We start from the raw sequence: 25,243 nt of genomic DNA, 5'->3' as shown, positions 1-25,243 counted from the left end.
TTCGGAAGCGACCTGAATCTGCAGTTTGTACGTTAGGATGCGATTTTTTCTATGTTCACGGCACAGGCCTTGAATTCCGCTGTCTTGGAAACCGGGTCAGCCGCAGAGTTGGTAAGAAAGTTGGCACATCCCTCCCTGAAGTGGAATGCCATCCACACAAGTCCTTCCGGCACCTGTGGCGTAATCTTGGCCCTCACCTCCACCGATCCCCTCCGGGAAAAGACCCGGATTTTTTCGCCCTGGGCAATGCCCAGGCGTTGGGCGTCCTGAGCAGAAATGTCGGCGGTTTCCTCGCCCAGCAGATCGTTGAGACCGCCACACCGTCCGGTCTGGGTCCGGGTATGGTAATGGTAGAGGCGGCGCCCGGTGCTCAGGACAAAGGGATACGCCTTATCAGGCACTTCGGCGGGCGGCGTCCACTCAATGGCCTTAAGGTTGCCCTTGCCGCAGGTATAGGCCCCGTCCGGATGCATAACCTTTGTCCCGGGATGGTCTAATGAGGGACAGGGCCACTGCAGGCCGTCATTTTCGATCCGTGAGAAGCGGATCCCATGGAAAAGCGGGCAAAGCTCGGCCAGCTCGTTGTCCCAGATTTCCTGGCCGCTGTTTGACGCCCACACTTTGCCCATCCGGCGGGCGATCTCCTTGAAAATCCACCAGTTGGGCCTTGATTCACCCGGAGGGGTCACAGCCTTTCGCACCCGGCTGACCCGCCGTTCACTGTTGGTAAAGGTGCCGTCGTCCTCACTCCAGGCCGTGGCCGGAAACACCACATGGGCAAACCGTGTGGTCTCGGTGACAAAGATATCGTTGCACACCAGAAATTCGGCAGAGGCCAGGCATTTTTCCACATGATGGATATCAGGCTCGGTATTGGCGATATTTTCTCCAAAAACGTAAAGGGCCTTGATTTTCCCGTTGGCAAGGCCGTCGATCATATCCGGAATCATCAGGCCGGGCTTCTCGGAAAGGTTCGCGTCCCATGCCATGGAAAATTTTTCACGGGATGCCGTATCCGTCACCTTCTGGTAACCGGGGAGATCTGCAGGCAGGGCCCCCATGTCACAGGCACCCTGGACGTTGTTCTGGCCCCTGAGGGGGTTCACCCCGCCCATGGCATAGCCCACGTTGCCCAGAAGCATCTGAAGATTGGCGCAGGACATGACGTTGTTGACCCCGCAGGTGTGCTCGGTGATCCCAAGGGTGTACATCAGGGAAGCCGGTTTGATTGAGGCCAGCTTTCTGGCCACGGTCCGGATCTCGTCCGCCGTAACCCCGCAGATCTGGGCCGCCCTCTCCGGCGGCCATGACAATGCCATCTCTTTGAGGGCATCAAAACCTGTGGTATGGGCATCCACATATTCTTTGTCATAAAGATTTTCAGTGATCAGAACCTGCATCATGGCGTTCAGCAGGGCCACATCCGACCCCACCTTGATCTGCAGATGGGTGTGGGCGTGGGCCGCAATACCGTTGTACCTGGGGTCGGCCACGATGAGATGGGCACCGTTGCGAACGGCCTGCTTGATCCAGGTGGCGGCCACGGGATGGGCCTCTGTCATGTTGGAGCCGATGACAAAAAAGAGTTTGCCATGCTTGAATTCATCAAAGGAGTTGGTCATGGCGCCGGAACCAAAGGACTGGGCCAGCCCGGCCACGGTGGGGGCATGGCAGGTCCGGGCGCAGTGGTCGATGTTGTTGGTCCCGATCACTGCCCTAAAAAGTTTCTGCATGTTATAGGAGTCTTCATTGATGGAGCGGGCACAGGAGATGCCGGCCAGGGCGTCGGGACCGTGATCTTTGATGATCTGGGTGAATTTGCCGGCCACAAGATCCAGGGCCTCATCCCATGAGGCCTTGCGGAAGGTTTCCCCTTCCCGGATCAATGGATGGGTCAGCCGCTCTTGGGAATGGATAAAATCATATCCAAACCGCCCCTTGACGCAGAGGCGGCCCTTATTTGGTGCGCCGTCCTCCACACCGGTCACTTTGATGATCCGGTCATCCTTGACATGGAGCAACTGCTGGCAGCCCACTCCGCAGTACGGGCAGGTGGTCCGGATCTTTTCGGCCTCATTGTTGTTTGCCATGCCAAATGCCTTTTTTTCAAACAAGGCGCCCGTGGGGCAGACCTGAACACACTGCCCGCAATGGGTGCAGGCCTCATAATCCACAACCGGGTACCATCCGTCCGGATGATCGGCCCGCCGGCCGAAGTTTTCCGGTATGGCCAGGTTGACCTGGATTTCGTTACAGGCCTGAATGCAGCGGCCGCAGCCGATGCACCGGGAATAATCCCTGACAATCAGCGGGGTTTCATCGTCCAGGGGATGGTTCTGCCAGTTCAGGCTGGTTTCCTGCACCTTTACGCCGTATTCAATGGCCAGGTCCTGGAGACGGCAATCTCCGTATGCCGGGCAGGTGGTATCATGCCAGGGCTGGTCCATGATCCCGGTCTGTTTTTCGCTCCAGGTTTCGGCGGGTGCCTCCATGAGCAGGCAATTGTGGGCCCCGGAGGTGATGAGCATCTCAATGATGGTTTTTCTCGCCTCTTTTACGGACGGGCTGTGGGTGAGGACGGTCATGCCGTCACCTGCCGGGGTCTCGCAGGCGGGCAAAAGGTCTGCGCTACCTGCCACCTCCACCACACAAATCCGGCATTGTCCTGTGGGCATGCATTCAGACAGGTAGCAAAGGGTTGGGATCTCAATATTGTTTTTCCGGGCGACCTCCAGAATGGTCTGCCCCGTTTCAAAAGTTATCTGGTTGTTATTGATGATAAGAGTCGGCATTATTTTTCCTTTCTGTTCAATCGTCAGATTCTCAAACCCGCCTAAAACGCTGCCATGACCATGCGGTAGCAGCGGAGGCACCGGGCGGCTTCGATTCTCGCCTGAAAAGGAGCAAATCCTTTTTCCACTTCATCGAAATTTTCCACCCGGATCTCAGGCGGCAGGATTGGCGCTTCAGCCCGCTGGGTGCATCCGGGATAAGAGAAGGTCGTCTCTGATTGGAAAAGGGTCGGCGCATGGGTGAGTATCCGGACCATTTCATCATTCTCATCCGGACATGTCCCGGTTTCAAGGTATCCGGCAATGGCAAGCGCCCCTTTTTTCCCGGCAGCCAGTGCTGCGATGAGGGTGCTTGGTCCTGTGGCGCAGTCCCCGCCGCCAAAAATATGGGGGATGGGTGACTGACCGGTGATTGAATCCACCTCCAGCGTGTTCCACCGGCTTAAAACCCCGTCCTCTTTGGGCAGGAAATTATCCAAAGTACAGGTTTGGCCGATGGCAGGGATAATGGCATCGCATTCCATGATGAACTGGGAATTTTCCACAGGAACCGGTCTTCTCCGGCCGCTGCTGTCCGGTTCTCCCAGTATCATCTTCATACATTCCAGTCCGGTGACCCGGTGCTGGTCATCGGCAACTATTCTGACCGGCGCCACAAGAAAATGAAACTTTACCCCTTCTTCTCTGGCTTCCCTGATTTCATGGGGATCTGCCGGCATTTGGGCCTCGGTGCGGCGGTAAATCAGGTTGATATTGGAAAATCCCAGCCGCCGGGATGTTCTCACACAGTCCATGGCCACGTTACCTCCGCCGATGACAGCCACACGCCTTCCGGAAAGGGGTGTTTCCCCCCTGGCGGCCCTTGCCAGAAACTCAACGCCGGGAATGAAATTCTCATACCCCTCATCTTCTCCGTCACAGCGCATCTTGGCCGGTGCCGGCGCACCGGCTCCGACAAAAACGGCCTTATACCCCTGGGTGGTCAACTCTTCCAGGGAGATATTTTTTCCGATGGCCGTATTATAACGAATTTCAGCGCCGACAGATTCCACCATCCGCACTTCATGGGCAATCACATCCCTTGGCAGGCGGTAGGATGGGATGCCGTATGCCGCCATGCCGCCCGGCCCTTCCTGGGCTTCAAATACCGTGGCCTTTATCCCCTGTTTTCCAAGATAGTAGGCGCAGGAGAGGCCTGCCGGGCCTGCGCCCACAACAGCCACCTTTTCGGGACGCGTGTTTGAATCTGAAGAAAGGGGGGCCAGTTCACCGCCCATCTCCAGATCACCCAGGAAACGTTTCACCGCCCGGACAGATAAGGGCGCATCCAGTTCTCCCCTCCGGCAGGCAGACTCACAGGGCCTGACACAGACCCGGCCGATGGTTCCGGGCATGGGGCACCCCTGGCGGACCGTGTCCATGGCTTTGGACCATTGCCCCATACGGACATTTTCCAGGTAGGCCGGAATATCCACATGGGCCGGGCAGGCCTGGATGCAGGGAGCGGTGAGGGTCGCCGCATAGGTTGCCGATTTTTGAATTCTCCGTTTCCCCCTAACCGCAGCAGTAAACTCGTTTCTGAACTGATCCATCAGGTCCAGCACTGGTTTGGCCAGGGTCCGCCCCAGGTCACACCGTGCCGTATGACCAATCTGGCGGACCAGATGACGGATCTGATCCAGATCACCCGCCTTACCCTCTCCTTTGCTCAACCCTTGGGCAAGCGTTGCCATCCTGGCCGTGCCCAGACGGCAGGGGGTACACTGGCCGCAGGATTCTTCTGAAGCTTTGCTCAGGTAGGCCGCCAACATGTCCACCGGGTCGACACTTTTATCCCATATTTTTAACCCTTTCCAACCCATAACCGCTCTGGGCATCTTTTCCCAATGCCCCGCATCAAGGCATGACAGGTCCAACTCCTGTTCATCACCGATCCAGGTATCGATTACTGGATGATTCATAGAAACTCCTTTGTCTTTACAATGCTTATGAGTTCATTATTCGGACAGATGCCAGCCCGGTACAGCCCGTCAGAAAAGAACCTCCCGAAAAGGCGCAAAACGTCCGATCACCTTTTGCAGGCACAGAGAAGCCGGCCTTGAAATGTTGCCGGAAAGGTTAACTGGAATGGAGAAAGATGATATCCATTATCTTAAAGCCTATTTACCCCACGGGTAGATCTCTGTACTCGCTCAGGTAAAGCCGAAAAGATAATGCATTATAGAAAAATTCCTTAATTCGTGGACAAATTAGCTTTTGAATAGTGCAAAAACTATTTTTTGTCAAACCGAAATCCGATATCGTACCGCTGGCGGTGACACGAACAATTATTCAAATATAACGATTTCCTCCCCAGAAAAGAATTGCTCGCTATGTCTGCTGTCGATACTCTTACCTGCCTTTTTTCATGAATTTTTCTTTTTTTTGAAACGTGTGAAAAAGGGTGCCGTGGACCCGGCCAAGGCCTGGGCAGCGATGCATCTTTTATTTCAATGGAAGGAGGGGTACTTGTCCATAGGAAAAAATAAAGAGCGGCCGGCTGGGGACAAGTTGACACTGCTGAACATTTGCCCTGTCCCTGCCGGGTAAACCCGAATCCTGAACGTGATAGTCCTGGCAAATTGGGGTTTGGGGTTTTAGATTGCCTTCGTTCATGGTATGGTTACCTTTTTTAAAGACCGACCTGCAAAGGAAAAGGATGTATCCGCCCCGCAATCTGATCAAATCCCTGCTCTTCGTCGCGCTTATGGCCGCTGTTCTTTTTACCGGATACCGGGGGCTTGAATACAATTGGCAGTGGTATCGCATCCCCCATTATTTCTTTACTTCCGGATCCGGCGGACCGGTGCCGGGAATATTGATGCAGGGGCTTTTTGTTACCGTGCAAATTTCCGGTATCAGCCTGCTGCTCTCCCTGTTTCTGGGATGCTTCTCCGCCATGGCCAGGCTCTCTCCTTTTCCGGTTGTGCGGGCCCTGGCATGGATCTATGTGGAAACCATCCGGAATACCCCCCTGCTGATTCAGATTTTTATGATCTATTTTGTCATTTCCCCGGTGCTGGATATTTCGGCCTTCTGGTCGGCCGTCTGGGCCCTGAGTCTCTTTGAGGGGGCATATGCCTCGGAAATTATCCGGTCGGGGATTCTGGGGGTTCCCAAGGGCCAGGTTGAGGCGGCCATGGGGCTGGGACTTTCCCGGCCGGTGATCTATTACAAGGTCATATTCCCGCAGATGCTGAGGACCACCCTGCCCATGCTGGCCGGGCAGAGCGTTTCCCTGATCAAGGATTCAGCCCTGGTCTCCACCATTTCCATTTATGATCTGACCATGCAGGCCCAGAAAATCGTATCCGAAACCTTTTTAACTTTTGAAATATGGTTTGCCGTGGCATTATGCTATCTTGCCATAACGGCGAGCCTCTCTTTTCTGATCAGAAAACTGGAAATCCGGATGAAGTTTATCCTTTAATCATAAATTAATAAATCCACCAAAGGAGAACAGGATGAAAAAGTTATTGCTGGTATGTATTGCACTCATGCTGGCCGCCGGCACTGCCTTTGCCGGACAGACCGGTGCGGCCCTTTCCCAGGAAAGCATCATTGAAAAGATTCAGAAACAAGGGGTGCTGAGGGTGGGGATGTCCACCTTTGTGCCCTGGGCCATGAAAGATAAACAGGGCCGCCTCATCGGGTTTGAGATCGACGTGGCCAAAAAACTGGCCGCAGACATGGGGGTGACGGTGGAGTTCGTGCCCACGGCCTGGTCCGGCATTATCCCGGCCCTGCTGACCGGAAAGTTCGACGTGATCATCGGGGGGATGGGGATCACCCCGGAGCGGAATCTCAAGGTGAATTTTACCATACCCTACGAGTACTCGGGCATGTCCATGGTCGCCCACCGCAAAAAGGCCGCAGGTTTCTCACGCATTGAAGATTTTAATAAAAAAGAGGTGGCCATTGCCGTGCGCATGGGCACTACGGCCGAGCAGGCCGCCAGGAAATATATGCCCAATGCCAGTTTCAAGCTCTTTGAAAATGAGAGCCAGGCCCTGCAGGAACTGAATCTGGGCCGGGTGCATGCCGTGGTCTCCTCGGCCCCCATGCCCGCCTTCCATGCCCTGAAGTTTTCCAAGAAACTCTTTGTTCCCCTTAAGGATAATTTTACCAGGGAACCCATCGGATTTGCCCTCCGGAAGGGGGACTACGATGCCCTGAACTATTTTAACAACTGGATTCTCATCAACCACGAGTCCGGATTCCTCAAGGAAAGGGAAGACTATTGGTTCAAGACCAGGGACTGGGAAAGCCTTGTTCAGTAAACCGTCCAATAAAATAACACTTGTGGATGCGGCGGCATTGGCCCTGGTCATTGCCGCCATATCCTTTTTTGTATCCAGAATGGGGTCGGTGCTGGCCTATGAATGGGACTGGGGGGCCATCCCCCGGTATTTCTTTTTCAGGGATCCGGAGACCGGGGCGCTGGTGCCCAATATCCTGGTCAGGGGATTTTTCACCACAGTCAAGCTGAGTCTCTGGGCCACGGTCCTGGCCTTTGTTCTGGGAACCGCCACCGGCATCATGGGGGCCCGCGGGGACGGGTTCCAGCGCTTTGTCAGCCGGACCTATGTGGAGGTGGTCAGGAATATCCCTTCGCTGGTGCTGCTGATTATTTTTTATTATTTTGTTTCCAGCCGATTTCTGGATGTGCTGGAGCTGGATGTCTGGCTGAGGGGCCAGTCCGCCGGGGTGCAGAAAACCGTTTCGCTGCTCATGGCCGAGCCCGGCCGTTTCAATGCATTTCTTTCCGCCGTGGCAGCCCTGGGGCTGTACGAAGGGGCCTATATTTGTGAAATCGTCCGCGGGGGAATCCTGGGCCTGCCTGGGGGGCAGTGGGAGGCGGCCTATTCCGTAGGCCTGTCCGGACCCCAGACCTTCAGGCTGGTTATTCTGCCCCAGGCGTTCAGAAAAGTGGCCTTTCCCCTTGCCGGGCAGTTTATTTCCACCATCAAGGACTCGGCCATTGTCTCTGTGATTTCCATCCAGGAACTGACCTTCCAGGGCATGGAGGTGATGGCGGCAACATTCCTCACATTTGAGGTATGGGTGACGGTGACCCTGCTTTATTTTATCCTCACCTTTCCTTTGTCCATGTCCATCAATTACCTTGATAAAAAATTTTCTCCAAGGGGGTGAGCCCATCAGTCCCTTTACCCGAAAAGTGCTGGATGTGATTTCGGCCATTCCCGAGGGCCGGGTGCTCTCCTACGGCAGGGCGGCGGCCCTGGCCGGCAATCCCCGGGGGGCCAGGCAGGTGTCGAGACTCCTCCATTCCATGTCGCAAAAGCACGACCTGCCCTGGCACCGGGTGGTCAATGCCGCAGGAAAGATCTCCCTGCCCCGGGGGAGGGGCTACGAACTCCAGAAGGCATTGCTGGAATCGGAAGGGATCTATTTTTCTCCCACCCATACCATTGACCTTTCCGTCTATCTATGGGCCCCTGCTGATGACGGGCCTGAATTATCCTAGATTATCGTCCGGCCCGTTTGGCGGCAAAATTTCAACCTTGTTTTTTTTCTTTTGACAGGTATATAAGTTAGGGACTCCCTATTGCGATCTCCCCGCTCAGATACCGGAACCGGCCCCGGGCAGAATCATAGATCAAAATTATTCGTGTAAAAGCCGCCAGGGAGGCTTGTCTTTTTATTGTTCATGGCTCACCCGGACCTCACTGGATCCATGAGGTTTTCAAAGAAGGCTGTAAAAACCATAAACAAACAAGGAGCTGCCCATGACACCCCTGAAAAAAACGTGGTTCTTATTGATTCTTTTTTTATTGATGTTCACCCTTGATTCAAGGATTGCAACGGCATCGGATGCCGGAGATATTTCCTTCCCCGGTAATGGGTATGTGGGTGTCAGCCTGCATACCGAAATGCCTGTTGATCTAAACTGGCTGATTGTGGGCGTTACCCAATGTGATATCAATCACAACTGGGTAACCGCAACCATTGGCGGTGTTAAGGGGGTGATCCATTCCGATGGATACGGGGGCGGTGTCCATTTTCTTTCCTGGCCTTCTTTTCTGGAAATCTGCGCTGCCGGCTCCATCCGGCTGTTCAAGCCGCATAAGAGAGCCATCGGGTTTGCAGAACTTGAAGGGCTCGGAATTGATCTGTCATATATTCACCCTGCCATACGGAATTTCTTTGCCTTTAGTCTCGGCGATTTTCTGATCCATATATGGATACATAAGATGTACGAATACAACGGGGTCGGCTACGATTACTTTTTCATGCCCTCGGAGGATCAAATATACTGCTCGGAACTGATGGCACACGGATGGACCAACACCGGCGCATCTTTTGACCTGTTTCCATCCCAGGAGGCCCGGACGTTGGCCGGGTGGGATGTGGATGCCCAGCTCCCCGATGCGCCGGGGATGACCTTTGGCATGCTGTTCATGTCATCGGGTATGGCTGAGGATACAGCGGTCTATGATATATCGTATATTATGCGAAGCCCTTATTTCAGAGAAGTCACGCTGAAAGATTGACAATTTTTAATCCGCCTGAAGACAGGTGTCGTGGTGAGACCATGGAAACAGATTTCCAGGACCTTGTGGATTTTTTGTCCAGCGCCCCCCTTTTTTCATCTGTACCTAAAACCCAGGTGAAAGAGATCGCAGGGCTGTTCACAAAAGAAGTGTTCCAGAAGGGCGATATCATTTGCAGGCAGGGAGACCCCGGGGATGCCATGTATGTGATCCGGTCCGGGGTGGTGTCGCTGCTCAAGGAAATAGACGGCCGTGAAGTGTATTTATCAGAGTTGAAGCGTGGTGATTTTTTCGGAGAGATTGCCCTGTTGTCCGGGGAACCCCGGAACGCGACGGCCAGGGTCTCACTGGATGCGGTGCTCTTTTGCCTGACCCGGAGGCATTTTGAGACCCTGATAAAAAAAAATAAAAGCATCGGACTCTATCTGAGCCGGCATTATGCAAAGCGGATGGTTTTCAAGGAACAGGGGGGGCGGGGCGCCGGGAAGAAAAAAGCACCGGTTTTTCATGCCGTGTCCGCCACAGGGCCGGACCTTGGCGTTTCCCATTTTCTGTATTCGGTTTCCTTCCATATTTCAGATGAATCCTGGAAACGGGTGCTGGTGATTGAGCCCCACCTTGAGGCGGAACGTATCATGGAAAAATACGGCCTGGGCCGGGTTGAATGCTCGGTGCCCGGCCTTTTTGACCTGCTTCCGGAAAACAGCTACAGGGCCAGGGATATCCAGTGGTTTGCACATGGATCCGGGTTTGAAGTGCTTCAGCTGACCACCGGTTTTTCAGATCGGCTTTCGGAAGTGATGCCGGTATTGATGGAAGGGATCCAGGAAAGCTATGATGTGGTTTTTTTTAACCTCACCCATCACCTGAATGAGATGGAACGGCTGTTTGTCCGGCTTTGTGACCGGACACTGCTGTTGATTCACAATACCCTTGAAAAGATTGGGGCGGTCCGGGAACGGCTTTCAGAGTTGGAGGAAATTTGCGGGGCCAGTGCCTTTCTGGGGCGCATCTGGGTGGGAGTCAGCCATTTATACGGCGAAAAAGGGGTGGTCCGCCGGGAACTCAAAGACCGGCTGGGGCTGTCGGAAACCCCTTCAATCTGGGTGGACCGTTCCGACCTGGCCTTCAGGGACCGGATTGATACCAGCAAATGCTTTCCGGTAAAAGGGCCCCGGGCCGTTGCCAGAGAGATCGCCGGCATCCGGCTGGGATTGGCGCTTGGCGCCGGCGCCGCCAGGGGATGGGCCCATATCGGGGTGCTGAAGGTTCTTGAAGAGGCCGGGATCCATATTGACATGATTTCAGGGACGAGCATGGGGGCCCTGGTGGGCGGTGTTTATGCGGCCACCGCATCTGTTGAGGCCTTAAAGCGGTTCACCATAGATCTTTTTCCCACCCGGGCCGAGGCAAAGAAAAAAATTTTTGACTATACCCTGTCCCGGAAAGGGCTGTTAAAGGGGAGCAAGGCGGCCGGGCTTGTACGGCGGGCCGTGGGCAATGCCGATTTTCTTGATCTTCAGATCCCTGCCTTTATTATTGCGGTGGATATCTTAAATGGTGAGGAAGTGATTTTTGAAACCGGGGACGTAACCGATGCCATCCGGTCCAGTATTGCCATTCCTGCTGTTTTCTACCCCTTCAGGCACCAGGGCCGCTGGATGGTAGACGGCGGTTTGTTAAACCCGGTGCCGGTGGATGTCCTGCTCCGGAAGGGGGCGGACATGGTGGTTGCCGTGAGCATAGAACCCAGGGGAAGCTCAGCACGGCATCAGGATAAATCCCCGGGAATCAAACAGATCGTATCCCAGACCATCAGTATCGTACACGGAAGGGCCACAGGGGATTTTGTCAAAAGCGTCGACCTGGTGCTATACCCCGATGTGGCGGCCTTTGCCTGGGATGATTTCCACAGGGGAATCTCCCTGATGCGCATTGGGATGGAAGAATGTTTGAGCCGGCTTGAGGATATAAAAAAACTGATTTTGGAAAAAGGGGCCAGAAGCGGATAAAGCGGGATGATCAGGCCGGGAATTCGGGGCGAGCCCTTTTATCAAGCCCCAACGTCAGGAATTGCAGCAGGTCCGGATGTTGTTCGTGCATATGGGTTTCAATTGTGTGCCAGGAGGTGGCATAGGGGGTCCGTTTGCCGTGGTATTCAATGGAGGGGCCTATCTGGATGAACACAAAGCCGAATTTGTACAGGGCATGATACAGCTTGTCTTCTGTAATCATGTACATATGGGATATTCCCAGTTCTTTGCATTTGAGATACACAATTTTGTACAGCCCCAGAATAATCGCAGGCTTTTTCCGTTTTTCCACACCCGGGTTGCTTGTCAAGGAAAGATCGGATACGCCGCCTTGGGATCTGGGGATATACGATTCCACCCCGTGAATACCGTCTTCTGGTCTGCGGCGCATGTTTTTCGATACGGCCAGTCGTGATATTTCGGTGAGGTGTCTGGGGGCGGGCTTATCCTTGAACCGGGTTATTTCAGATGCGTGTTCGACGGGGAATCCTTTTTCGGAATCAAGGATCATCCTTACCGTGCCGATGACTTCGTCGTATTCATTTATGGACACAAAATGAATGGAGTGGCTGTCGTAGGCATCCTTTTCCAGCTTATCCGGGAAATCGTAGGGATTTTCAAACCCGAACTCCAGGGCATAGACTTCATATCTCAATCGAAAAACCTGTCTGAGAAGGTCCTCAGAATCGACTTCCTTGAAACGGAACGTTCCATATTCAAACATTTTAAACTCTCTGAATTATACGATAATATGATAAAATCTGACGTATTTATCTAGATATATTTATAGGCCCCAGGAAGTCAAGTTAAAATATAGACTTATATTCTTTTGATTCGTGCGCGGTTCGCTAAAAATCAAAGGGCTGGTATCGACCCGGTGCGATCACTGCATTGGGATCAAGGGCTGTTTTTATATCTTTTGTCACCTTCCAGAAAATCTGTGAATTGCCTGCAAGTTTTTCCATCGTATGAATATTGGTTCTGTAGGGCGGGTAGCCTTCCTCCATAATTAATCTGAAAAGGTCATCATAGCATTCTTCTGCCCTGGCAATTCCCTTGGGGTCCTCCCTGTCAAAGGAGATGGTAATGACACTTACCATGGCGCGTTCGGTGATCAGTGAGACCGTTATCAGGGGTTCAAAACCGTAATGTTTAAAAACAGGGTTTACCATGCGGATTAGATTTGTCGCTGTGGCCCCGGTCATGGGCATGATCGGCGAAATCCATAGCAGGCCTGCATTATGATCCAGCGGATCAATGGACGCTGTCTTCAGCGCCCCTTTAACCCGCCATAATGTACCGAATAAAAAGGCATCTGTGGGCGTTCCCTGAATCAATCCATATACTTTTTCCAGCGCCTTCAGCTTGGTATTAAACTCAGGCATCAGATGTGACCGTTCAAGTACCTGGGATATCCTTTTTCCAATGGAGATGGTTTTATCCCCGATGAACTGGAGCTTTCCGAGTCCTTTCAGTGCTTTTTTCAACTCTTTTTTGTTGTGTTTAACTTGACTCTTTGATCCATAAATCGCCCCGCTTATATTCCAGGCGCCGAACTTGCCGCGCCGGCAGAAAAGATTTCGCAGGTCATCGCTTAACGGCGTTTTATTTTCTGCCATTTCCCAGGGGTACCGGTTGAATGAGGAGATCACCCTTAAGTCGTTTCCAATATGTATCAGGCTTTTAATTTGCCCGCTCAATTTAAGGGGGCGAAGGGTTTCAATGACAGCAGACAGGTCCTCGTCTCTGGGGACAGAACAAAAAAACATCTTGCAGCATTCTGGTTCCGGCATGAGCCAGATACCGAGCTTTGTCACAATACCATAGTTTGATTGGGTGAAAATTCCGTCAAGATAGGGGCCGATTCCATACCGAAACACATGTGCTGCCTTCGCATTTTTATAATGGCCGAAACCGGTATTCACCTTCCGCCCGTCTCCGAGAATCACTTCCATTCCGCAGGAATACAGAAAATGATCCCCATAGGGGGTGTGGCCGAAACCCCGTTCAAGGGTGTTGCCCAGGATACTTGCCTCAGGCCCTGACCCCGTGCAGTCCAGCCAAAGGGGGAGATTTCTATTTTTTAAGTAATTATGAAGCTGAATCTGGGTCACACCAGGTTCGATAACGGCATAGGCAAGCGCTTGGTTTACCTCCAGTATCCTATCCATCCTTGAAAGGTCGACAATTATCTGGCCTTCATGGACGGCACAGGCTGATCCGTACCCCCAGTTTTTCCCTTTGCTTATCGGGTAAAGTTCCGCTTTATACCGATTGGCTATACTCACGATTTCCTGAATTTCAGCGCTGGTTTTGGGGGTGACCACAGCTTTGGGGATTACATTTTTTGACAATGTCGTTCTGGAATAACGGAGGCGGGTGGCCTGATCCTCCAGAACAAATTCATCGCCGATGGCATCCTTTATTAACTGCAGGGCGTTAGGCTGCATGATGGTTTCCCTTCAGTATAGATGGACAAATGCTGGACCTGATTAAAGATAAACAAAGTAAAGATAGCCGCGTCCCTTATGACTCATCCTTATTTTTTAACATATCCTTTCGGAATAATTTTTAAGCAAAGAGGACCAGGCTGGCCGCCATCACGACCATACCCGCCACCACCCCGTACATGGCAATATGGTGCTCCCCGTATTTTTCCGCCGTGGGCAGCAGCTCATCCAGGGAGATGAAGACCATGATGCCGGCCACCACGGCAAAGAGAAGGCCGAAAACATAACCATTGAAAAATTTAAAAAAGAGAAAATATCCCACCAGGGCCCCCACGGGTTCCGAGAGCCCGGAAAGAAAAGAGAGGCCAAAGGCCTTTTTCCGGCTGCCCGTGGCATAGTAAAGGGGGACGGATACCGCGATGCCCTCGGGGATATTGTGGATGGCTATGGCAACGGCAATGCTGATGCCCATTGCCGGGTCATGCAGACCGCCCACAAAGGTGGCCAGCCCTTCGGGAAAATTGTGGATGGCAATGGCCAGGGCGGAAAAAAGTCCCATCCGTTCCAGGTTCTTCTTTTTACGGGCAGCCTCGCCGGCCAGGGACATATCCTCTATGCCCCTGGCCTCGTGCGGGTTTTCAAAACTGGGCACCAGCTTATCAATGAGGGCGATTAACAGGATGCCGCCGAAAAAGGCTGCGGTGGTCAGCAAATATCCCTGGGAGGGGCCAACGGCTTCACTCAGGGCATCCCTGGCCTTGACGAAGATTTCAATCATGGAGACATAGATCATCACCCCGGCGGAAAAACCCAGGGAGGCGGTGAGAAAAACAGTATTGGTCTGGCGCGCGAAAAATGCCAGGGCCGATCCCACACCCGTGGAGAGTCCGGCAAAAAGGGTAAGGGAAAAGGCAAAGAGAACAGTGGAGGTGTCCGGTGTCATTATACATTGCTCCTGCATTGGGGTGAACGGACTGCGGCAACGGTTGCGAAATTATTTCCGGGCAGATCCCTCGGCCCGTGGGCACCTATGATATGAAAAATCCCCAGACCTTGTCAAGGCTGCAAACCGGATTAAAACGACAGCGGAATCAGATGGAGGGACGCCGGGAATAATCCAGGCTGCACCCGGGCATCATAAAGGTTTGGTCGATGGTGTTTCTGGAGGCGAAAGAGTTGAGCACTTCCAGGGCATTCCCCGAAACAAAGGATATCAGACGGATATGGTTTTCCACGATACGGGTGGCAGGCTTGGTTGAAATGGCGCCGCAGATCAGTGTGGAGACCTGCTCACGGTGCATCAGGGCCGCCAGTTCTTTAATGTCGTCCGGCTCAAATGCATGGTAGGTTTTCTTTTTAATGGTGTGGTTTTCGATTTGGGCGACAAGCAGGGTGCCGGCTGCATCAAAAACAGGAGAGACCCGGTTGCCCCATGCAGTAATTGCAATTTTCAATGGTTGTCTCCTTATTTTAATGGTCTGGAAAATAATTGCCAATAATCTGCCGGAAGATATTTGCAAAGGGTGTGCCCAGAAGGTGGGTTTATCGGTTCAGAGAGGCTAATCCTTAGGGATACAAGGGTTTTGCCTGAAAAATACCGGAAGCCGCAGGGGAAGGGCCATGCCAAGAGGTGTTGCAAAAATGAGACCCTCCCGGGGCGGACTGCTGCAATTGCGCTATCAGGCCCCTGCGGCCGGTATCCGGGCCGCCGGCCTATAATTTGATGCCCAATTTTTTAATCCGCCGGAACAGGGTGCTTTTATGGATGCCAAGATCCCGGGCCGCTGCATTCCGGTTGTAATTGTTGCGGGCCAGGGCGTCTGAGATCATTTTGATCTGGGCCGCCTTTACCGGATCCGCATCCTCCCTGGGGCCTGCTTCTCTGGTTGCGGGCAGGAAACCGGGCAGGTGGACGGTCTTGATATAGCCTTCCGGGCAGAGGACAAAGGCATGTTCGATGATATTTTCCAGTTCCCGGATATTGCCCGGGAAATCATGGGACATGAAGGCGCCCAGCACCTCCGGGTCAATGCCTTCAATATATTTATTCTGGCGCAGGTTCAGCCGGGAGATGAACCGGTCCACCAGAAGGGGGATGTCCTCCATCCGCTGGCGCAGGGGGGGCAGGGCAATGCGGATGACGTTGATCCGGTAGTAGAGATCCTGGCGGAATTCGTTTTTTTCCACCTGAACGGCCAGGTTTTTATTGGTGGCGGCAATGATCCGGACGTTGGCCTTTTCCTTTGAGATCCCGCCCAGGGGGGTGTATTCGTGTTCCTGAAGCACCCTGAGCAGCCGGACCTGAAAGGCCGGGCTGGTATCCCCGATTTCATCCAGAAAAACCGTTCCGCCTTCGGCCAGGGCGAACTGGCCGGGTTTGTCCTTGACCGCATGGGTGAAGGCCCCCTTTTTGTATCCGAAGAGTTCGGATTCCAGGAGGGTGTCGGGCAGGGCGCCGCAGTTGATGGCGATAAATGGATTGTCTTTTCTGTGGCTCATGTTGTGGATGGCCCGGGCCATGAGTTCCTTGCCCGTTCCGGTTTCCCCTTCGATGAGCACCGATGCGTCGGAATCGGCAATCTGGGGCAGAATGGTGAAGATATTTTTCATGGCGTCTGAGTTGCTGACAATATCTTCCACCTTGACGCTCCGGGTCAGTTCCTTTCTCAGCGCCTCCACCAGGGAGTGGTCCCTGAAGGTCTCAACCCCGCCGATAACCTCATTGTCCTTGTCGATGAGCAGGGCGGTGGAGGCGGTGATGGGGATTCTTTTCTGGTCGCTGTTGATGATATAGGCGGAGGTGGAAATAAAAGGCTTTCCCTGTTCCATGGTTTTTTTCAGGGCGCAGTCCTGTTCGCACATATTGGAGCGGAAAACTTCCCAGCAATGGCGGCCCACGGCTTCCTCCCTGGGAATGCCGGTGATTTCTTCGGCCGCCCGGTTAAAAGAGGTGATTTTCCAATTGTAATCGACGGTGAATACGCCGTCTGAAATGGAGTCAAGGATAATCTTGGTGGTGTCTTCGGTCAGGGGACCCGGGGTATTGTTTTGTTTCATGGCCTTACCTTTGTTTTTTTTCGGTTAAACCATGTTTTTTGCATGATTGCAACCCTTTTGTTGAAGGGCCCTAAGAATGGGGGTGCAATATTGCTGCTGTCTATAATTGTAAGTTTTTGGTTGTTATTTTAGTGTGTTGTAGGTGAAGGGTCTCGTGGTTGCAACCCTTTGTTTTTGATCCTATACCCAGTTAAGGTGCGAAAAGGGGACAGCGGGTGGCCCCCTGTGTTATTCCGGGATTTGAATGCGAATTGAGTTTGGAACTGGTGACTTATTTATCATCCTGTGCCCAGAATGATGCCCAGGGAAAAGAGGATGCTGTAAACCAGGGCAAGCCTGGCGGTCCCGGCCAGGGTCTCATTGAGAATGGGGCCTTTTTTTTCGGAAATTACGGCCAGCAGGGGAAAGGCCTGGGGCATGGAAACAAGGGGCAGAAGGATAAAGAATGAATATACCTTAAAGGCAAAGAGGCAGGCCGGGATGAGATACGCGCCCAGCACCAGGATAAAATACTCTGTTTTTGTCCCTGCTTTTCCCAGGATGACGGCCAGGGTCCTTTTACCCGCTTTGGCATCGGTGTCAATGTCCCTGAGATTATTGACAACCATGACGGCTGTTATCAGAAATCCCACGGGCAGTGATGCGGCAACGGCCTTGAATGACAGGGTGTGGGTGAGCAGGTAATAGGTGCCGCAGACGGCGACCGGCCCGAAGAAAATAAAGACAAACAACTCCCCCAGGCCGTTGGAGGCAATCGGATAGGGGCCGCCGCTGTATCCAAGGGCGCAGATCAGTGAAACAATGACAATGATGAGGATGGGCATGCCCCCTGATTTTATGAGCCACAGGCCCAGTATAAACGCCAAAAATAGGGTCAGGATCATGGCGTTGCGCACCGCCCCGGGCTTAATGAGTCCGCTTTGGGTCACCCGCAGCGGTCCCAGGCGGTCTTCGGTGTCGATGTGGTTTTTGAAATCAAAGTAATCATTGGCCAGATTTACCGATATTTGGAGCAGAAAGGCGCCAAGCAGGGCAGCAAGGAAAATCAGAAAAGAAAAACTGCCGTCGTGGATTGCACAGGCCGCGCCTGTAATAACAGGTGCGGCTGCGGCCGGAAGGGTTTTGGGACGGGCAGCCAGCTGCCATTTTTTGAAGTTTGTGATATCTTGTTCCATTTTTTACTCAACATAAAGATGTTTATTGACCTTGAGCTCAATTGCATAGATGGCAAAATAAAGGGCGGCGCCAAGGACGCCCATGGCCATGATTCCCGTGTACATTTCCTTGTACATGAGCACCTGGTAGGTTTCCACAACAATATAGTACCCGAGCCCGTATTCAGTGAGGGATTGTTCTGCGATGAACAGCACCGCAATGGCCGTTCCCGTGGAAATGCGCAGGGCCGTCAGCACCGCCGGGATGGATGCCGGCAGGTAGACGTATCTGAACAGGGCCCGCTGCCCCGCCCCAAGGGATTTTACCGAGAGGATCAGTTCTTTTTTCAATCCTGCGGCCTCATCCCGGACAACCACCAGGATCTGGAAAAAAATGATCATGGCGATGAGGGTGACCTTTGACAGGTCGGTGATTCCCATGAGCACATAGATGACCGGCAGAAAAATAATTTTGGGGATGGGATAGACAATGGCGATAAAGGGGCCTGCAATCCTGTCCAGGGCGGGTATCTGGCCCAGGGCCAGCCCGGCGGGGGCGGCAAAAAGGGTGGCCAGGGTGACGGCGGCCAGGACCCTGGCCGCACTGGCCATAAAATGAAGGCCCAGTTCTCCTGTGATGGCGGAAAAGAAGAGGGGAACCACGGTAAAAGGGGAGGGCAGGATGGGCCGGTTTACAACCAGCGCCCCCATCCACCAGAGCAATAGCAGCATGGCAAGCCCCATCAGGGCCGATCCGAATGTGATCCTTTTTTTCATGGCATATCCCCCATGGCATGGTGCAGTTGCCGGCAGACATCCATGAATTCCGGAGACTCTGTGTCCTCCGTTTTTCCTGCCAGTTTATTGTCTATGATAAGCGGGACGCTGTTTACCCCGGATGCCAGCACCAGGATTTTTGATCCCAGAAGAACCGCCTCTTCAATGTTATGGGTGACGGTGATGCTGGTCAGGCCTGTTTCATTGTGGAACCGGTTCATCACCTTTTGCAGCTCTTTTCTGATGGGGGCGTCCAGGGCGGAGAATGGTTCATCCATGAGCAACAGATCCGGCTCCAATACCAGGGTCCTTGCGATGGCCGCCCGCTGCCGCTGCCCCCGGGAGAGCTGTCCCGGATATTTTTCCGCCAGGTGGCCGATGCCCAGCCAGGAGAGCCAGTGGTCCGCCAGCTCTTTTTCCCGGTTGTCGTCGGCGGTGACATGGGTGGGGCAGTGTTTGCCGTCGGGCCCGTAGAGATGCCTGATTTTAAACCCAAGGACCGTGTTTTCACGTACCGTTGACCAGGGCAGAAGGCCGTGGTCCTGGAGGACAAGGCCGGTGGAGGGCCTGGGGGCTGTCAAGGGGTTGCCGGCGATGTGTATTTGACCGGATGAGGGACGCTTCAGCCCGGCGATGAGGTATAGCAGGGTGGTTTTGCCGCACCCTGAGGGCCCGATGATGGACCAGGATTCACCGGTTTGGATCCTGAGGCTGAATTGACTGAAGATCTCAGTGGCATCCCTGTAGGTGAAATTCAGGTTGGTAATTTCGATCATTTTAAAAATGCGCCGTTGACGGATTCATTGTACTTGACTGCCCCTGCCAGCAGTTTTTTCTGGATCATCCATTCCATGACGTCATTCCACTGGGCCTCCGAAGGCAACTGTTTGACGGGGAAGGGGGGGATCTTAACGTCGTTTTTCAGGTTTTTGGGCACCCTGATTCTTTTGAGCATGAGGGGCCTGTATGCCTCAGGCGCTTCATTCAGGTCCCTGGCCCCTTTCATCCAAGCCTTTACATAGCATTCAACCGCCTCTGTTTTTTCGGTCAGGGATGTGAGGCTGAAACTGAGCACACTGAGGCTTCTTTCCGGCAGGCTGAGATCGTCTATGATCAGTTTTGCCCCGGCCTTTAGGGCACTGGCACCCAGGGGATCCGGCAGGGTTGCCGCCTTGATCTGCCCTGAGAGCAGCAGTTGCATCCGTTCGGGCAGTACCGGAACCGAGCGGGTATTGATTTCATCCGTGGAAAAGCCCGAGCTGGTCAGGAGCCGGTTGGTGATATATTCAATGATTGTGTTTTTTGAAACTGCGATGGGGACATGCTTAAGCTGGGAGATGGTCTGGATACCGCTTTGGGGGGCGGACAGCACCCTGAACAACGGTGCGTCTCCCAAGGGGCAGCGGGCCGAAGCCACAACCTGCATGCGAACCTTATCCCGGTTAAAGTTAGCCGTGCCGGCCAGTTCGTTAACCATCCCGTCAATTTTACCTGCCTGCATCAGCTGGTCCCGCTCAAGGGCACTGGCCACGGGCAGGGCGTTCACCTTGATGCCATATTCCTTAAAATATCCATTTTCCTGGGCCACATAGGAGGGGAGGACATCGGGAATGGGCAGCAGGGCCATGGTCAGGGTTCTCGACGGGGCATCCGCCAGGGCATGGACGGTTATTGCCAGTAAGAGTGCAGCCGACAGCAGAGCTGTTTTAGAGCATTTTCCGCAAAACGGTTTCATTATAAGATACTCCTGTTTTAAGCATTGTCAGGGACGTGGTCGCCCAGACAGGTGTCATATCATAATCGGGGATTAAAATCATGGGGTTAAAATGAGCTGTTCCGGGGAATTGCATCCCGCATCAAGATGGGTACGGGGTGGGGGGAACCAGGGCTTACACATTCAGAACGAATGGAAACAGGAGGGGCCGGCTGGACACCCAGGTAAATCCTCCGCATTATTGGGTCAGGCGTATCCCATTATTCCACCGGTACAGGGATTCCACCGGTACAGGAAAATTTCCGTCCGGGAGTAGATAAAATTGGGGTAAACCCGGTTCCTGGGCCAGGACCGGAAGTCTTCCCTGTTCAAGGCCGGATTCGTGGCCTTCGTTTTCAAACATTGCCCCAGGAAGGCAATTTCGATAGAAAGGGCTTGCCAAAACTCCCAGAGTACGTTTATTCTCCAGTTGATCTTAAAGCAAGGCCAGTCTGCTCTATAATTACTGAGGAACTTTATAAAATAATAGAAGATATCGGCTAACAGCCGTTCAGTCTGATTCGCTATAGCCCGCCGGTGAATTCAACGGTATAAACGCTTATAAGATGGAAACAAATAAAACCAATTTTAAATTAAGAAATGCAACCCTAGATGATATCGAGTTTATTTTCCGGCTCAGAGTGCAGACCATGAAAAAAGATTTTGGCAACACATTTGGCTGGTTTGAAGATGAGCAGCGGAAGAGTGCCGCGGATGAAATACAAAATGCCAAAATAATTATGGTGGAACAAAAGGATATTGGCGTCATCAAGATAATTCCAAAAAGCAGTGAATTGCATTTACATCAAATGCAGATTTTGCCTGAACACCAAGGGAGGGGCATTGGCACTGAACTTGTCAAAAGAGCAATTGACCGTGCGGAGAAACTGAATATACCGGTGACCCTCCTGGTGCTCAAAGGCGCCGCTGCGAAGCGCATATACGACAGACTTGGTTTTTATGTTACAGATGAATACGAAAACAATTACAAGATGTGCTGGCAGCCAAAAAATATTCAGGTTTAACAACCCGCCACTGGGGCTCGTTTGGATTCGCTGAGGCTCACAGGTGAACTTGATGTTGGATGCTTAAAACGGGAAGATCAATGCTGAATGATAAGGGATAATACGCGTGGATATAGAAACCAGTTATAATTTTAGAAAAATACACGATAGACTCACTACGTCAGGCGTTGTCAGTCGAGATTGCCTCAAAACGCTTGCGGTTCAGGGGTATGAAGTCCTGGTTAACCTAATGCCAGATGAGAGTGAATACGCAGTTTCCGATGAGCAAAGGATTGTCATGGCCCAGAATCTGGAATATATTTATATCCCCGTTGATTTTGAACAGCCGGAAGATTCTGATTTCATAAGGTTTTCAGCTGAATTGGAGCGCGTGCTGGATAAGGACAGGAAAGTCCACATACACTGTGCCGCTAATTACCGTGTTAGTGCATTCTGTGCCTTGTATGCGGTACATAATGACATCTGGAGTATTGATAAAGCGTGGTCGTTTATTCATGATGTATGGCAGCCGGCAGACCACCGGGGGTGGTCAGAATTCATTATTCATACTTTAACTAATAAATCCGGCACCCAACAAACCGCTCCAGCCGCCCCCGTGAAATAGCAGATTCAAAGTTTTTGATTTTTGAAAAACCAAGCAGTTTACAACCTGCCCGGCAACCTGCTCCGGTCGGCTGAGCGTGTCATCGGATCCAATGGCCCTTTGGGAAATAAATTGTGCCATTTCAAATAGAATCCCCATTGTTGGTGTGGATATCGGTAAAAATGCTGAAAATTATATACCCAGGGGCCTTGAAAAGAAAATGGCCGGGGAGATTTCCCAGGGAATGCTCTTTGATATCGGATATGCAGATGGGGTCAAACCATGTCTTGCAATACCGGACACCACAATTCCAAATGGTACCAGGGCAGGATAAAACAGGGAGCCTTTAACCAATGAACAACCAAAGAAGGATAAAGGTCTTCATCATTCATCAATGGGTGATGGCCGATCTTCAGGAAAAGATCGTCAAAGAACTGGAAAACTGTCCCTTCTGCACCTTTGTCGATTTATCCTGTCCCAAGTCTGAACCGATCCCGGAGGGCAAAGTGGAATTCATTCAGGATATCGTCTGTGGGCGGATGATGGAATCTGACATTGTTGTTATTTTACCGGACACCCAAGAAGGTGTTGAAGTGAGAGACCCAGAAGCCGATTACCTGACCGATTTATCCGATCCATTCAGGAAAAATCGCGGGCTGCACCAGGACAGCGTCTATGCCGTGGAGGTAAAAACGTTGATGTTCGACGCCTGTGATACAAAGCCTGCATTAATACTTGGGTGGACGAAAGGCAGCGCCGGTTATCTCGCAGAGAAAGTTCGGAATCCAAGAATCGGAAGCCGCAGGTATCGCCGGGACCGGTTTTATTCGATGGGCCTGGATGAAGCGGGTAAAAAACACGCCATAGCGAAAAAAATCATTGAAATACTGGACGAAGGGTAAGGCCGGGATGGAAGGGGTGATCCGGCCGCAGGATGGCACCTGCGGCCGGAAAGATGGTCAGGCCGGAGGCTTAGAGGTATTCAGGCTTCCAGACCATTTTTTCGATGAGGGTGTTGAGCCGCTCTTCGTTGTTTTCGTGGTTGAATTCCGAGAAGGGGCAGTCTTCGGTGCAGACGCCGGCTTTGATGGCTTCAGAACCGACACGTTTGGCCACTTCAAGGGAAACTTCCTGCAACTGGTGCAGGGGCGGGCAGAGGATGCCGTCGGCAAGGTCTGCGTCACTGATGAATCCGGCCACGGCATGGGCGGCGGCAGAGAAAAATACCGGCAGCACCTCTGTGGCGCCTGAGGCCACGATCCCTAAGCCGACGCCCGGGAATACAAAGGCGTTGTTCATCTGGCCGATGCGGTAGGATTTACCGTTGTGCTCGACATCGGCAAAGGGGGAGCCGGTGGCCACCAGGGCTTTGCCGTCGGTCCATTCATAAAGGTCCGCGGGCAGGGCTTCGGTCTTGGTGGTGGGGTTGCTCAAGGGGAGAACCACGGGGCGGTCGGTGTTGGCGCCGACGGCGTCAACGATTTCCCGGGTAAAGCATCCGGGCTGGCCTGAGGTGCCGATGAGGACAGTGACTTTTTCGTTTTTAACGACGTTGAGCAGGGTGTTGTCCTCGGGGGTTTTGAGCCAGGGCATGGATTCCGGTGCCTTGGCGAATTTCAGCTTATAGGGTTCAATGTCCCTGTCCGAGGTGACCACCCCCCTGGAGTCCAGGGTGAATATGCGGGCCGCGGCTTGGGCTTGATCCATACCCTGTTCCATGAGTTCGGTCTGGATCTGTTCGGCAATGCCGACGCCCCCGGCACCGGCGCCGTGGACCAGGTAGACCTGGTCGGTCATTTTTTCATTTTTAACCTTCATGGCGGCCAGGATCCCGGCCAGGGCAATGGAACCGGTGCCCTGGATATCGTCGTTAAAGGAGATCACCTCTTTGAGGTATTTATCCCTGACGGAAAAGGCTGTCTGTTTTGAGAAATCTTCCCACTGGCACAGCGCTTGGGGGAAGACTTTTTTAAAGGCAGTGACAAATTTTTCCACGAACTTATCGTAGTCTTCACCTTTGAGCCGGCGTTCACGCCAGCCCAGGTAGTTGGGATCTTCCAGCAGGGTCAGGTTGTCCGTTCCCACGTCAAGGGAGATGGGCAGGCAGTGCCAGGGGGCGATTCCTGCGCCCTGGGTATAGAGCATGAGTTTGCCAAGGCAGATGGGGATGCCGCCGGCGCCCTGGTCACCGATCCCCAGGATGCCCTGGTTGTCCGTTACAACCGCCACCCGGATGTCCTGGTCCGTGTAGTTGCGCAGGATGTATTCGGCATAGTCGATATTGCCCGGGTAGAGGTGGATGCCGTTGGCCCGGCGGAACATTGTCGAATACTGCTGGCAGGCCTGGCCCACGGTGGGGGTATAAATGATGGGGAGAAAACGGGGCACGTCGGATGCAATCACGGCATGGGCCAGAACAACGTTTCTGTCGTAAAGGCTGCGAAGATAAATGAACTTTTCAATGTCGTTTTCTTTTTCTTCAACGATTCTCAGGCTGTTCTTCACCTGGTCTTCCAGGGTTTTGACCCTGGGAGGAAGATAGCCGCTGAGTTTGAATTTCCGCCGTTCATCAATGGTAAAGGCGGTACCTTTACTGATGTTGTTGTAGCGAAGGATGTCAAATCCCCTTAAATTGATGGTGACGCCTGTAGTTTCGCCGTATTCGCCGTACTCAAACTCGTAATGATTAATTTCCATGATACACACAATCCCTAAAAATTAAAATTATACACACCAATACAATAAAACAGCATGGGGACTATAGCATGGTTTTTTTAGAAAAATCCAAAGAAAAATGAATTATTTTCATTAGTTGAAGCTAATTTATTATCATGAAATAAGGTTTCATTAAATGAAACCTCTTTAGATTAAAAATGAACTATAGAAAGGTTTTTTCAAAAGAACAAGGGAAAAATCAGAGAATGGAATATTAGTAAGCGATGGTAAAAAAGCTTTAAATGACAGATAGTTAAATTAACTATTACTTAAAAAAACAATTGCGAATTTTACGGGCGGTGAATTTCGCGGATAAGGGCCGGCCCCCGGCTGCGGGGCCGGCCCTGGGA

General features: G+C 52.6%; 21 protein-coding genes and 1 pseudogene. 10 read left to right on the top strand and 12 right to left on the bottom strand.

Translation table 11 applies throughout. From position 1 onward, the window contains the following. Nucleotides 1-32: 32 nt before the first annotated feature. Nucleotides 33-2,792, bottom strand: a complete 2,760-nt coding sequence (fdhF, locus tag HUN04_04740) for a formate dehydrogenase subunit alpha (GenBank protein ID WDP89070.1) — start codon at nt 2,790-2,792, stop codon at nt 33-35. A gap of 41 nt (nt 2,793-2,833) precedes the next feature. Further along, the gene (locus tag HUN04_04735) at nt 2,834-4,753 is read right to left on the bottom strand and encodes an FAD-dependent oxidoreductase (GenBank protein WDP89069.1); all 1,920 of its coding nucleotides are present in this window, start codon (nt 4,751-4,753) and stop codon (nt 2,834-2,836) included. 737 nt (nt 4,754-5,490) lie between these two features. On the opposite strand from HUN04_04735, the gene HUN04_04730 reads away from it, so the two are divergent. From HUN04_04730 to HUN04_04705, 6 genes are all read left to right on the top strand, one after another. Beyond that, a complete protein-coding gene (locus HUN04_04730) occupies nt 5,491-6,261 on the top strand; it encodes an amino acid ABC transporter permease (GenBank protein WDP89068.1) in 771 nt (256 codons plus the stop codon). Between the two features lie 34 nt (nt 6,262-6,295). Continuing rightward, on the top strand, nt 6,296-7,111 hold the full coding sequence (locus HUN04_04725; protein WDP89067.1) for a transporter substrate-binding domain-containing protein: 816 nt from the start codon (nt 6,296-6,298) through the stop codon (nt 7,109-7,111). Next, complete coding sequence (locus HUN04_04720) at nt 7,101-7,985, top strand: amino acid ABC transporter permease (GenBank protein ID WDP89066.1); 885 nt, start codon at nt 7,101-7,103, stop codon at nt 7,983-7,985. Before HUN04_04725 ends, HUN04_04720 begins: the two co-directional genes overlap by 11 nt. A gap of 4 nt (nt 7,986-7,989) precedes the next feature. Continuing rightward, nucleotides 7,990-8,319 carry an MGMT family protein gene (locus HUN04_04715; GenBank protein ID WDP93164.1) on the top strand — a complete coding sequence of 110 codons (330 nt, stop codon included), beginning with the start codon at nt 7,990-7,992 and terminating at the stop codon, nt 8,317-8,319. A 262-nt stretch (nt 8,320-8,581) separates the two neighbouring features. Then, nucleotides 8,582-9,346 carry a hypothetical protein gene (locus tag HUN04_04710; GenBank protein ID WDP89065.1) on the top strand — a complete coding sequence of 255 codons (765 nt, stop codon included), beginning with the start codon at nt 8,582-8,584 and terminating at the stop codon, nt 9,344-9,346. A gap of 41 nt (nt 9,347-9,387) precedes the next feature. After that, on the top strand, nt 9,388-11,358 hold the full coding sequence (locus tag HUN04_04705) for a cyclic nucleotide-binding domain-containing protein (protein WDP89064.1): 1,971 nt from the start codon (nt 9,388-9,390) through the stop codon (nt 11,356-11,358). Nucleotides 11,359-11,368: 10 nt separating this feature from the next. Here the strand turns inward: HUN04_04705 and HUN04_04700 are convergent, their stop codons facing one another. From HUN04_04700 to HUN04_04660, 9 genes are all read right to left on the bottom strand, one after another. Next, nucleotides 11,369-12,103 (bottom strand): PEP-CTERM/exosortase system-associated acyltransferase, encoded by a 735-nt coding sequence (locus HUN04_04700; protein ID WDP89063.1) that lies wholly within the window; start codon nt 12,101-12,103, stop codon nt 11,369-11,371. 124 nt (nt 12,104-12,227) lie between these two features. Beyond that, complete coding sequence (locus tag HUN04_04695; GenBank protein WDP89062.1) at nt 12,228-13,829, bottom strand: FAD-binding oxidoreductase; 1,602 nt, start codon at nt 13,827-13,829, stop codon at nt 12,228-12,230. A gap of 121 nt (nt 13,830-13,950) precedes the next feature. After that, on the bottom strand, nt 13,951-14,772 hold the full coding sequence (gene zupT, locus HUN04_04690; GenBank protein ID WDP89061.1) for a zinc transporter ZupT: 822 nt from the start codon (nt 14,770-14,772) through the stop codon (nt 13,951-13,953). Between the two features lie 148 nt (nt 14,773-14,920). Then, on the bottom strand, nt 14,921-15,283 hold the full coding sequence (locus HUN04_04685; GenBank protein WDP89060.1) for a dinitrogenase iron-molybdenum cofactor biosynthesis domain-containing protein: 363 nt from the start codon (nt 15,281-15,283) through the stop codon (nt 14,921-14,923). A gap of 259 nt (nt 15,284-15,542) precedes the next feature. Beyond that, complete coding sequence (locus HUN04_04680; protein ID WDP89059.1) at nt 15,543-16,886, bottom strand: sigma 54-interacting transcriptional regulator; 1,344 nt, start codon at nt 16,884-16,886, stop codon at nt 15,543-15,545. Nucleotides 16,887-17,164: 278 nt separating this feature from the next. Beyond that, entirely contained in the window at nt 17,165-18,061 is an 897-nt protein-coding gene (locus HUN04_04675; GenBank protein ID WDP89058.1) for a 1,4-dihydroxy-2-naphthoate polyprenyltransferase, read from the bottom strand. 3 nt (nt 18,062-18,064) lie between these two features. Then, the gene (locus HUN04_04670) at nt 18,065-18,817 is read right to left on the bottom strand and encodes an ABC transporter permease subunit (GenBank protein WDP89057.1); all 753 of its coding nucleotides are present in this window, start codon (nt 18,815-18,817) and stop codon (nt 18,065-18,067) included. After that, nucleotides 18,814-19,593 (bottom strand): ATP-binding cassette domain-containing protein, encoded by a 780-nt coding sequence (locus HUN04_04665; GenBank protein ID WDP89056.1) that lies wholly within the window; start codon nt 19,591-19,593, stop codon nt 18,814-18,816. The genes HUN04_04670 and HUN04_04665 overlap by 4 nt, the downstream gene beginning before the upstream one ends. Beyond that, entirely contained in the window at nt 19,590-20,552 is a 963-nt protein-coding gene (locus HUN04_04660) for an ABC transporter substrate-binding protein (protein WDP89055.1), read from the bottom strand. The genes HUN04_04665 and HUN04_04660 overlap by 4 nt, the downstream gene beginning before the upstream one ends. 668 nt (nt 20,553-21,220) lie before the next feature. Between HUN04_04660 and HUN04_04655 the strand changes: the two genes are divergently transcribed. From HUN04_04655 to HUN04_04640, 4 genes and pseudogenes are all read left to right on the top strand, one after another. Further along, complete coding sequence (locus HUN04_04655) at nt 21,221-21,595, top strand: GNAT family N-acetyltransferase (GenBank protein ID WDP89054.1); 375 nt, start codon at nt 21,221-21,223, stop codon at nt 21,593-21,595. 106 nt (nt 21,596-21,701) lie between these two features. Continuing rightward, nucleotides 21,702-22,199: a protein tyrosine phosphatase family protein gene (locus tag HUN04_04650; GenBank protein ID WDP89053.1), complete on the top strand. Its 498-nt coding sequence runs from the start codon at nt 21,702-21,704 to the stop codon at nt 22,197-22,199. Nucleotides 22,200-22,389: 190 nt separating this feature from the next. Then, nucleotides 22,390-22,512: pseudogene (locus tag HUN04_04645) on the top strand (tRNA-binding protein). 19 nt (nt 22,513-22,531) lie between these two features. Next, nucleotides 22,532-23,080, top strand: a complete 549-nt coding sequence (locus HUN04_04640; GenBank protein WDP89052.1) for a hypothetical protein — start codon at nt 22,532-22,534, stop codon at nt 23,078-23,080. A gap of 70 nt (nt 23,081-23,150) precedes the next feature. On the opposite strand, the gene HUN04_04635 is transcribed toward HUN04_04640, so the two are convergent. Then, a complete protein-coding gene (locus HUN04_04635) occupies nt 23,151-24,875 on the bottom strand; it encodes an NAD-dependent malic enzyme (protein WDP89051.1) in 1,725 nt (574 codons plus the stop codon). Nucleotides 24,876-25,243 lie beyond the last annotated feature (368 nt).

Source organism: Desulfobacter sp., from assembly GCA_028768525.1.
In the GTDB taxonomy this organism is placed as follows: domain Bacteria; phylum Desulfobacterota; class Desulfobacteria; order Desulfobacterales; family Desulfobacteraceae; genus Desulfobacter.
This window is presented reverse-complemented; position numbering and strand designations above follow the sequence as displayed.